Annotated in this window: 8 protein-coding genes and 2 riboswitches; of the genes, 6 read left to right on the top strand and 2 right to left on the bottom strand. The window is 27.1% G+C overall.

The features are described from left to right. Nucleotides 1–27: 27 nt before the first annotated feature. Nucleotides 28–129: riboswitch (purine riboswitch) on the top strand. 205 nt (nucleotides 130–334) lie between these two features. From ade to wecB, 3 genes are all read left to right on the top strand, one after another. Continuing rightward, a complete protein-coding gene (ade, locus tag KQI36_RS07100) occupies nucleotides 335–2,074 on the top strand; it encodes an adenine deaminase (RefSeq protein ID WP_216450329.1) in 1,740 nt (579 codons plus the stop codon). Between the two features lie 287 nt (nucleotides 2,075–2,361). Beyond that, on the top strand, nucleotides 2,362–3,582 hold the full coding sequence (locus tag KQI36_RS07095) for a dicarboxylate/amino acid:cation symporter (RefSeq protein ID WP_216450328.1): 1,221 nt from the start codon (nucleotides 2,362–2,364) through the stop codon (nucleotides 3,580–3,582). Between the two features lie 236 nt (nucleotides 3,583–3,818). Then, a complete protein-coding gene (gene wecB, locus KQI36_RS07090; RefSeq protein WP_216450327.1) occupies nucleotides 3,819–4,925 on the top strand; it encodes a non-hydrolyzing UDP-N-acetylglucosamine 2-epimerase in 1,107 nt (368 codons plus the stop codon). A 59-nt stretch (nucleotides 4,926–4,984) separates the two neighbouring features. Here wecB and KQI36_RS07085 read toward each other — a convergent pair whose 3' ends face one another. Together KQI36_RS07085 and KQI36_RS07080 are read right to left on the bottom strand one after the other, a co-directional pair. After that, nucleotides 4,985–5,728, bottom strand: coding sequence for a 3'-5' exonuclease (locus KQI36_RS07085; RefSeq protein WP_216450325.1), 744 nt, complete (start codon nucleotides 5,726–5,728; stop codon nucleotides 4,985–4,987). Nucleotides 5,729–5,899: 171 nt separating this feature from the next. Next, nucleotides 5,900–6,649, bottom strand: coding sequence for a DL-endopeptidase inhibitor IseA family protein (locus tag KQI36_RS07080; protein ID WP_216450324.1), 750 nt, complete (start codon nucleotides 6,647–6,649; stop codon nucleotides 5,900–5,902). Nucleotides 6,650–7,134: 485 nt separating this feature from the next. Here KQI36_RS07080 and KQI36_RS07075 point away from each other — a divergent pair, with 485 nt between their 5' ends. The 3 genes from KQI36_RS07075 to mgtE all read left to right on the top strand — a co-directional run bounded on the left by KQI36_RS07075 (nucleotide 7,135) and on the right by mgtE (nucleotide 11,789). Continuing rightward, on the top strand, nucleotides 7,135–8,289 hold the full coding sequence (locus tag KQI36_RS07075; protein WP_216450323.1) for an MFS transporter: 1,155 nt from the start codon (nucleotides 7,135–7,137) through the stop codon (nucleotides 8,287–8,289). A 346-nt stretch (nucleotides 8,290–8,635) separates the two neighbouring features. After that, nucleotides 8,636–9,874: a metal-dependent hydrolase family protein gene (locus tag KQI36_RS07070; protein ID WP_216450320.1), complete on the top strand. Its 1,239-nt coding sequence runs from the start codon at nucleotides 8,636–8,638 to the stop codon at nucleotides 9,872–9,874. 202 nt (nucleotides 9,875–10,076) lie between these two features. Continuing rightward, a riboswitch (M-box (ykoK) riboswitch) is annotated at nucleotides 10,077–10,239 on the top strand. A gap of 203 nt (nucleotides 10,240–10,442) precedes the next feature. Then, entirely contained in the window at nucleotides 10,443–11,789 is a 1,347-nt protein-coding gene (gene mgtE / locus KQI36_RS07065) for a magnesium transporter (protein WP_216450319.1), read from the top strand. Nucleotides 11,790–11,794 lie beyond the last annotated feature (5 nt).

Below are 11,794 nucleotides of genomic sequence, written 5' to 3'. Positions count from 1 at the left end.
TCTGTTGACATAAAAAATCCTTTTAAATATAATAGGAACAATAACCTTCGTATAAGTCTAATAATATGGATTAGACGTTTCTACAATACTACCGTAAATAGTATAGCTATGAAGACAGAATATACTTGGTTAAGTTTATTATTAATTGAGAAGTATATAGTGTTACAAGCTTTAAATTAAGTTTGTTGAATAACTGAAAGCTTGCATAACTTTTTGGTCTGTTCAGATTTTTAAGTAATTTTAAAAGTGAACTAGAAACCGTATATAAGTTTAAAAAATTCACTTATAGTCTTATATCCACGAAGGTTAAATATTTTATAAGGTGGATTGAATAATGAAAAAAGAAATATTAAAAGGACAAATTAGAAGCTCAATAAATAAAGAGTTAAGTGATTTAGTAATAAAGAATATAACAGTAGTTGATGTATTTCAAAATGATACATTTATATGCGATGTAGCGATTAGAGATGGGTATATAGTTGGTCTTGGAGAATATGATGGAAAAGAAATAATAGATGGAACTGGAAAATATATATGTCCAGGACTTATAGATGGACATGCACATATAGAGTCGTCATTAACAACTCCAAATGAATATTACAAGGCTGCAATTAAGCATGGAATAACATCGATGGTTACAGATCCCCATGAAATAGCAAATGTTTTAGGATGTAAGGGCATAGAGCTTATGATGGAATTGAGTGATGATTTACCATTAGACTATTATTTTATGTTATCTTCTTGTGTTCCTGCTACGGGATTTGAAAGTTCAGGGGCAATTTTAGAAAGTGAAGATTTATTACCTTTATATAAAAAAGATAATGTTTTAGGTTTGGCCGAAGTTATGAATAGTCCAGCTGTATTTAATTGTGAAGATTCAATGATTAACAAAATATATGATGCAAAAGAGAGAAATTTAGTAATAGATGGTCATGGTGCAGGATTTGATGAGTATATGATAAATGCATATAGTACTGCAGGTATAACAACGGATCATGAGTGTCATAATGCAAAAGAAGTTATTGAAAGACTTAGAAGAGGAATGTATGTTTTAATAAGAGAAGGTACAGTTGCAAAAAACCTAAAAGAGTTAATAAAAGCAACAAGTATATCAAATTCTAGAAGAGTATGTTTGTGTACAGATGATAAACATATAGATGATTTGATAAAAAATGGAAGCATAGATCATTCTATAAGGATGGCTATAGAATATGGATTAAAGCCAGAAACAGCTATACAGATGGCTACTTTAAATACTGCTGAATGTTATAAGTTAAAAAATAAAGGGGCAATAGCACCAGGATATATAGCAGATTTTTTAATTTTAAATGATTTAAATAATTTCTCAATCGATATGGTATATAAAAATGGGAAAGTTGTTTTAAAGGATAATGAAATAGTTTGGGACTTAAAAAATAAAACTTATAATTTTAATGAATATAATAGTGTTAAATTACCATATTTAGATTTAAAAAGTTTCTCCATAGATTTAAAAAATAAAAATTATATAAATGTCATAGGTCTTATACCAAATAAATTAGAGAGTAATCATTTGAAAATAAATAAAAGTGAATTAACAAATAAAGAAAAGTTTGAAAGTGATATAACTAAGGATTTATTGAAGATAGCAGTAATAGAAAGACATAAAGGAATGGGGAATGTTGGGTTAGGTATAATAAATGGATTAAAAATACAAAAAGGAGCCATAGCTACTACTATAGCACATGATTCTCATAATATGATTGTAGCAGGGTGTAATGATGAGGATATATTATTTGCAACTAAAGAACTTGAGAAAATAGGTGGAGGAATAATAGTTGTACATAATAATAAGGTATTAGCATCTATACAATTAGAAATAGGTGGATTAATAACAAAAAGAAGTAGCAAAGATGTAGTTAGGGATTTAAATAATTTACATAAAGCAGTAGAAAAAATTGCACCAGATATAGATTTTAATCCATTTTTAACATTATCATTTTTATCATTACCAGTAATACCAAATTTAAAAATAACAGATAAAGGTTTATTTAATGTAAAAGAATTTAAATTTATAGATGTTGCACAGTATTAAAATAGATATGAAAATTTAAACTATAATTTATTTTAAATTATAGTTTATGAAATCAATGCTTAGAGATGGTAAATTAATTATCATTTTTAAGCATTTTTAAAATAATAATTAAATCTGTAAATTATTTTTATATTTATAATATTATAAATTAAAGCTTAATTTTATACAAAATATACCAGGTTACATTAATGTATTTTCAAGTTTGACTGTAACTTGTATAATAAAAAGGGGTTTGAATTGAGTGTTTATGAGTTTATTTAATAAACATGTAGAAAGGTAAGATGAGAGTGAAATTTTTAAAAAATTATAAGTCATCATTAATTTTACTTGCATCAATTTTTATTGGTGGAATTGTAGGATTAACGATGGGAGAAAAAGCTATAGTTTTTGAGCCTTTTGGAAATTTATTTTTAAATTTAATATTTTCATTATTAGTACCGATAGTGTTTTTTAGTATATCCTCTGCTATTGCGAATATGGATAATTCTAAAAAACTAGGTAAAATTTTAGGAACGACTATAGTAGTTTTTGCTATTACTGCTACTATTGCAGGTATTATAGGTGTTGTAAGTTTTAAGCTATTTGATCCAACTAAAGGATTAGATCCATCTATATTTAAAGAGATTATGAGTAATTTTGAAGGTAATGCAACTGAACATGTTGGTATATTTGAAAAAATTGTTTCTAGTATAACGGTAAAAGATTTTTCAGAGTTATTATCAAGAAGTAATCTTCTTGCATTAATAATATTTTCTATGTTAATTGGATTTGCTACAATGTTGTCTAAAGAAGAGGGCAAACCTTTTGCTTCATTTTTAAATAGTGGAGCAGCAGTAACAATGAAAATGATGAGTTTAATAATGTATTATGCTCCAATTGGATTAGGAGCTTACTTTGCCTCGGTTATAGGACAATTAGGTAGTCAAATTTTACAGGGGTATGCTAAGGTATTTGTATTATATTTAGCTATAACAATTATATATTATTTTGGATTTTTTACTTTTTATGCTTATGTAGCAGATAGAAAAAAAGGAATAAAATTATTTTGGAAAAATGCAGCAGAACCATCAATTACAGCAATTGCTACTTGTTCAAGTGCAGCTTGTATTCCTGCTAATATTAGAGCTGCAAAAAAGATGGGGGTTTCAGATACTCTTGCTAATATTATTATGCCATTAGGTGTCAATATACACAAAGACGGCTCTGTAGTAGGTGGTATATTTAAGATAATGTTTTTATTTGGGATATTTGGAAGAAGTACTGATGATTTTGGTACATTATTTATAATTTTAATTGTTGGGCTTTTAATTGGTGCTGTAGTAGGTGCAGTTCCAGGTGGTGGAGCAATTGGTGAAATGCTTATTCTAAGTATATTTGGATTTCCACCAGAAGGATTAGCTATTATGCTTGTTATAGCAACAATTATTGATGCTCCTGCTACACTTATAAATTCAGCAGGGAATACAGTTTGTACCATGTTAATATCAAAATTTATAGATGATAAATAAATATTTAAAAAAATAGGAAATTTAATTATGTTAAATTTCCTATTTTTATATATTAAAATTAGTAATATGTATAAATTTGTGTAAAAAAAGAGTTTTTAAGTATAATAGATACAAAGGATAATATATATTGTAAAATTATTATATAAAAAATAATATTAAGTATGATAATATAAGCAGGTATAATGGATAGAGTATAGGTTACTATTAAAAGTGTATTGATTTAAGGAGGAAATGTAATGATAAAGGTAATGACTGTGTTTGGGACAAGACCGGAAGCAATAAAAATGGCACCTTTAGTAAAAGAATTAAATAGTAGGGAAGATGTTAAAAGTGTTGTTTGTGTTACTGCACAGCATAGAGAAATGTTGGACCAGGTATTAACTGCATTTGATATAAATCCAGATTATGATTTAAATATAATGAAAAAAGGTCAAACATTAGTTGATATAACAACAAATGCACTACAAAAGTTAAATGACGTTATAAAAGAGGTTAAACCTGATATAGTTTTAGTTCATGGAGATACAACAACAACTCTATCTGGTAGCTTGGCAGCTTTTTATAATCAGGTTGCAGTTGGTCATGTAGAGGCAGGACTAAGGACTTATGATAAGTATTCTCCATTCCCAGAAGAAGTAAATAGACAGGTTACAGGGATAATAGCAGATATGCATTTTGCACCTACTGAAATATCTAAGAAAAATTTAATTAAAGAAGGAAAAAAAGAAGAAAACATATATGTCACAGGAAATACAGCTATAGATGCTTTAAAAACAACGGTAAACAATGAATACTATCATCCTATATTTAATAAAATTGGAAGTGACAGAATGATTCTTTTAACTGCTCATAGGAGGGAAAATTTAGGAGAACCTATGAAAAATATGTTTAAGGCTATAAAAAGAATTGTTGATGAGTTTGATGATGTTCAAGTGGTTTATCCTGTGCATTTGAATCCTATTGTAAGAGAAATTGCTAATGAAGTTTTAGGGAATAATCAAAAGGTACATCTTATTGAACCTTTAGAAGTGTTGGATTTTCATAATTTTTTAAATAAAGCATATATAATAATGACTGATAGTGGTGGAATTCAAGAGGAAGCACCATCACTTGGAAAGCCTGTTTTAGTTTTAAGAGATACTACAGAAAGACCTGAGGGGATATTAGCAGGAACATTAAAATTAGCAGGAACAAAAGAAAAAAACATTTATAATTTAACTAAAGAGTTATTAGATAACGAAGAAAAATATAATAAAATGGCAAAGGCTAATAATCCATATGGAGATGGTAATGCTAGTAAATATATAGTTGACTATATAATAGAAAGATTTAAACAAGAATAAGTTATTTGAGCATAGTAATAAAAGCTATGAAATTTATATAAATTTCATAGCTTTTATTACTAATCAACATTAAATTGATTAGTTTTGCCCATAAAATATGCAGTTTTAATTATATATTTTTCTTCTTTAGTAATTTTTCTATTAAGCATTTTTTCAAATTGATTAAGTAATCCTTCTAAATCGACCTTGGAAGTACTATTAGTCTTTCGACTAGTACTTTTAGTAATCTCATATATTGTTGGGATAATATCATTTTTATATAATTTTTTAAATATTTCTGATGTGTATAAAGCATCATTTAAAGCATTATGAAAATTCCCATCAACAGAAATAGATAGTAAATCTATAGCTGTACTTAATCCTATAACTTTACCTTTTTTATAATTAAAGTATTTAGATGCATATTTTTGAATATCAATAAATTCTTTAGGTAATAATGAATCATCTAAATTATAATGTTTGGCATTTCTAAATAATTCTTTCATATCACAAGCTCCCCAAACAACAAAGATATCATTAGAAGAAACAAAATTAGTAAAAGAATTATAAACATCTTCAAAATTATCACCATTATTTAAAATATTAATATTTATAGACGTTAATTTTTCAATAATAGGATTAAGTTCAGAGTATATTTGTGGTTTTATAAAAGAATTAAACCTATCAATTAAATTAAAGTTTTCATCTAATTTTACTGCTCCAATTTGAATTATTTCAAAAGGGCAGTCAGTATTAGATTTTAAATCATTTTTGCTAGTATTTGTGATTTGATTAAATTCTAAATCAAAAATTATATAATTCATTTTCTACTCCAATAATATTAAACTTATATAATAAGTATATCACTAAAAGCAGCACATTATAACAAATTTGAAAATACAAAAAAGCTAAGTTAAAAACTTAGCATAATAATTTTAAAAAAGTTTTGGTTAAAAATAAAAGAACGTAAAGTATATTATCTTATATAAATTATATTAAACATACCAAAAGTTTGTAAATAACCATTTTCCATCAATAAGTTGAAGAGTTTTTACTTCTTTGCCTATGTCATTTTCAGAATATACACGAGAAAAAGTTACAGTTATCTTATTTTCATTGTATTCAATATTTCTTTGAGAGTCATCATAGTTAACCCGTCTACCAGCATCTCCTATAGTAAAATACAATTTCCCATTTTCGGTTATTAAATACTTATCTAAAAGTGAATTTATAGCTTCGTTAGTGAAATATGGTTTTAAAGAATCGGCCATTTCCTCTCTTGAACTAAAATCAGTAACTTCACCATAATAAACATCATTTTTAATTATAATGTTTTTGGAATAATAGGCAGAGCCTTTAAATATGGACCTTAAAGCTTGCTCACCATTATTTATAAGATTCATGATTTCAGATTCAGAAATAGAAGGATTTTCTTTAGCAGTTTCAGGATTTACTTTTTCCGAATTAGATGTATTTTCATTATTAGCATCATCTTCTTTTGAAAGGTTGTTAACTATAGTTTCTATATTCTTTGAATCATTGTTTGATTTAGAAGTATTTTCAGCTGTCGTTGCTTCTTTTTTATTTGTAGAATTACTGACATCTTTTTTAGATGAATCTTTTTTAGTTTGAAGATTGACCGCGTTAGAAGTGCCTTTAGAATCTAAAGGTTTATTGGTTTTATTAGAACATCCAATAAAAGTAATAGTGCATAGAGAAATTAGAATACAAATTAATTTTTTCAAAATGCTCAACTCCTAATAAATTTAAATTTATAAAACAACATAAAAAAGTTCAAATGTATAAATTTTCATTAAAATACTATCTTTCTCTTAGTAATATATTAATATACAGTTCACAATGTGACTAAAAAATTAAATTTTTAATAATTAATTTAATATAAGTATATAAAAAGAAATTAACAAAATATTATTAAAAACTATATTGGATATTATGGTATAATTTACTTGAATATACAATTGAAAGGGGAATGCCTTTATGGTCGCATCTAAACATTGATTTGTACTAACAAGTTAAATAGCATTACAGAAGTATAATTTTGTGATGTGAATTTTAAAAGAACCTAGGTTTTTAGGTTTATTTGTTATGCAAATAAATATAGGAATATAAGTTTTAAATTTGATTTGTTAATAAAAATAATTTTATTGATATTAGATAAATTAAAAATGAAGCTTGGAATCCTAAGTGTTTAGAATAATGGAGGGCGATTATGAAAGGATTAAAAAATAAATATATATTATATATTATAGCCTTTTTTCAAGGTTTAGTGTTTTATGGTGCTTTTGCAACTATTTATAGATTGGATAGAGGGCTTCAGTTAAATGAAATATTCTTTTTGGAAAGTATATTTGTGTTGCTTATGATGTTTTTTGAAATTCCCTGGGGTATTATTGGAGATAAAATAGGATATAAAAAGACTTTAAATATTTCTTTTGGATTATTTTTATTGTCAAAAGTAGCTTTTTATTATGCAAAGTCATTTAATATGTTTTTGTTAGAAGCAATATTAGCTGCGTTAGCTATTTCAGGTATTTCAGGATGCGATAGTGCAATATTATATGGATCGATAAAGGAAGAAGATAGTGATAAGACCTTCGGAAGATATAGTGGATGTTCTACATTAGGTTTTCTAATATCGTCACTTTTAAGCGGTATAATGGTTAAAAAATCCTTAGATTTATTAGCATTAGCTACAATAATGGCTTATGTAGTAACTTTTTTATTAAGCTTTTTTTTAAAAGATGTAAAATCTGAGAGTAATGAAAAAAAAGAAACTATAATAGAAAGTTTAAAATTTTCGTTAGAAAATAAGAAAATTTTAATTTTTATCATTTTAATAGCAGTTATTTCGGAAACTACTCATAGTGTTTGTGTATTTTTAAATCAACCACTGTATATAAGAAGTGGAATAGATATGAAGTGGTTTGGAATATTAGCGGCAATTATGCAAATTGCTACATTTATAGCAATTAGAGCACATGTAGTAAAAAAACGTATAGGAAGAAACAACACTTATATTTTAGCTCTAATATTAATTATTGTGGCTAATAGCATATTGATAATTAATAATATTTCTTATATAACAATAGGATTAATATTTATTATTGAAGGAGCTTTTGCAATTACACAACCATTAACAGAAACTATAAAAAATGCCAGTATAGATTCTATTAATAGAGCTACAATATTGTCAGCTTATGCAATGATAGGTAACATAGTAGCTGCAATTTGTAATATAATAATCGGTTTTTTTGCAAAAATATCTCTAAATAGTGCTTTAATAACATGTGTAATTCTTAATTGTATTGTATTTTTAATAGGATATGTTTTAATAAAAAATAGTAAAATATTAATGAAAAAGTAATTTAAATAATACTGTACTAAGTTGAAAATCATAGAACTTAGTACAGTTTTTTTATAGAAATTATTCAACAAGAAAATATAACATAAAATTTAAATTTATGTTAATAAAGTTTAAATTTTGTATAGATAAAAAATCCCAATTAATATATACTAAAAGTGATGTTTTAATAAAAGGCATAATTAAATGAATAATAGATTAGTATTCTAACTTATTTGTTTAGAATATTTATATTTTGTTTTTTATATGCTTAATAAAATTTTAGAAATTTGCATAGGTTTAAACAATTTTAATATTAATGAATTTGAAACATCAAGAAATAAACCTATACAATTTAGGGGGAATTTTTATGAGTAAAATTGCATTTGTTGGCGGATTGCTAATAGATGGAACAGGAAAAGATTCAATAGAAAATTCACTAGTACTTGTTGAAGACAAGAAAATCGTTTATGCAGGAGCAATGAAAACGATTGAGGATGATTATGAAAAAATACAGATAAATGGCAAGACTATTATGCCAGGATTAATAGATAGTCATCTTCACTTTAGTGGAAACTTAACTGATAATGATAGTGACTGGGTACTTGAACCACCTATACAAAAAACAATAGTAGCAGTTGCTCAAGCACGTGAAGCATTAGAACATGGATTAACATCTGTAGGAGAAATTTCACGTTCGGGAATACATATTCGTAATATGATAGAGGAAGGCATAATACCAGGACCACGTGTTGTAACTACAGGATTAGGATTTTGTAGAACAGCAGGACATGGTGATTCACATAGATTACCATTAGATTACAACAACGATTCTCATCCTTGGGCAGAACGTATCGATGGACCTTGGGAACTTCGCAAAGCTATAAGAAAAAGATTACGTGAAAATCCAGATGCAATTAAAATATGGTCAACAGGTGGTGGCATATGGAGATTAGATGCTAAAGCAGATTCACACTATTGTATGGAAGAAATACAAGCAGTTGTTGATGAATGTAAAATGGTAGGATTACCAGTTTGGTCACATGCAGAAGGATATGAAGGAGCATTAAATTCTTGTAAAGCAGGAGTTTCTGCAATTATACATGGACAAGAATTAAATGAGGAATGCCTTGAGATAATGAAAGAAAAAGATATTACTTTCTGTCCAACTCTTCAATTCTTCTTTGAGTGGTTTACAGTATATGAACCACCATATAGACCAATACATGATAAATATCCAGGTGCAACAATTGCAGAAAAAGAATTGAATCGTATAATAGATAATCTTCAGAATGCAAATAAAAAAGGTATTAGAATTACAGTAGGTTCAGATTCTTTTTGTAGTAGTTTAACTCCATATGGTAAATATGCAATCACTGAAATGTATGCATTAAATAAGGCAGGTTTAACACCAATGGAGACAATAATGGCTGCTACTAAAAATGGAGCTGAAATGCTTAGAATAGATAAAGTAACAGGAACATTAGAAGAGGGAAAATTTGCTGATCTTCTTGTAATAGATGGAAATCCATTAGAAGATATAAAAAATATATCTGTTGATAAAATGGATGTAATAATGAAAGAAGGAACTTTTGTTAAAGAAAAATAATTAATTATTTAAAAAGGATATTCAAAATTTATTTTGAATATCCTTTTTTGCTATTTAGTTATGTTTTTGATTTAATTTATCAATGAAAATTTTATTATAAATTTAGAGAAATAATGCTATGAAGAATTTATATGTTGATTTAAAAATATAAAATTTGATTTGACATGTATTATTTAAAGGAATAATATTATATGTGGAAGAAAAATTGAATTGTTAGGTGAGGCTCCTATAAAGACACATGCTACTGCCCAGAAAAATCGAGAGATTCCAATGGGTTAACAGGAATTATCGCAAAGGTAATTTTTAATGTAGCTGACGATAAGTCTAAGCTTTATAGTGCTAAAGCTCTACAACTAAAAGATACTAGATTTTTTAGCAAGGAGCTGGAAGGTCTTTTTTTATTGTTTTTAATGATATTTAATAGTTTTTTATAAATTTGGGAGGTGATATAAATGGACAGCGACCCTTATAGTAGGTGCAATTTTACAAGTAAATATATAAGAGTAGCCTTGAATTCATTTATACACTTTTTATTCCAAGGCTTCTCTTAATTTAAAGGAGGAGTTTGATGAAACTTGAAATGGACAGGGAAGAATTAAAAAGGTTATTACTTTACGGTTCACAAAAGGGAATAGATGAAATAATAGAGGATATACATCCAGCAGACATATTAGATGTACTACATGAAATAGAGGCTGTAGATGTAATTAAAATACTTCATAGAATACCAGAATGGCTAATCGCAGAAGTTATAGACGAAGAAGATGATGAAGAAAAATATGCACTTTTGGTGAATTTTTCTGAGAAAAAGCAAAAAAATATATTAAAAGAAATGTCATCTGATGAAATCGCAGACTTATTAGGTAGCTTAGATGAAATTGAATCTAAGAGAATTTTAGATAACATGCCAGTTGAAGAAGCTGAAGATGTTAAACAATTGCTTACTTATGCGCCAGATACAGCTGGTGGTATAATGGCAACAGAATATATTTCAATTAAAGAAAATATGACTGTGAAAGAAACATTAAAATATCTTCAAAAAGTTGCTCCAAATGCAGAAAGTGCATATTATCTGTATGTTGTAGATGAAGATGAAAAGTTAAAGGGTGTTGTATCATTAAGAGAAATAGTTGTAAGTCCTTTTGATACATTAATTATTGATGTTTTAAATAGCAACGTTATAAGTGTCCATCATGACATGGACCAGGAAGAAGTTGCGCATAGGTTTGAAAAATATGGGTTTTTAACAATGCCTGTTATAAATGATGAAGAGCAGATGCTAGGTATTGTAACCGTTGATGATATAATAGATGTTTTAAGAGATGAAACAACTGAGGATATACATCGTTTAGGTGGAGTTGGTGAAAGTGAAAAAGTTAATGGAACACTTTTTGAATCTGTAAGAAGTAGACTTCCATGGTTATTTGTTAATTTACTTACTGCGATGTTAGCTTCAGCAACAGTAAGTATGTTTGAAGGAACTATAAGTAAAGTTGTTATATTAGCTACATTTATGCCAATAGTTGCAGGCATGGGTGGAAATGCAGGAACGCAGACATTAACGATAGTTGTTAGAGGATTAGCCCTAGGGGAATTAAATTTTGAAAATGCTAAAAAGATTTTCTTTAAAGAAATAGGTGTAGGTTTAACTAATGGACTTTCAGTTGGGATATGTATTTCTATAATAGGTGGAGTTTGGTCTGGAAAACCTGTATTTGGATTGGTTATTGGACTGGCTATGATTTTAAATATGACAGTAGCTACCACAGCAGGATTTTTAGTTCCATTGACACTTAAAAAATTAAAAATAGATCCAGCACTAGCATCAGCAGTTTTTGTAACAACAGCTACTGATGTTTTAGGATTTTTCTTTTTCTTAGGATTAGCAACAGTATTTATACAATATTTAATATAAGAGAA

Source organism: Clostridium senegalense, from assembly GCF_018916625.1.
Lineage (GTDB): Bacteria > Bacillota > Clostridia > Clostridiales > Clostridiaceae > Clostridium_J > Clostridium_J senegalense.
This window is presented reverse-complemented; position numbering and strand designations above follow the sequence as displayed.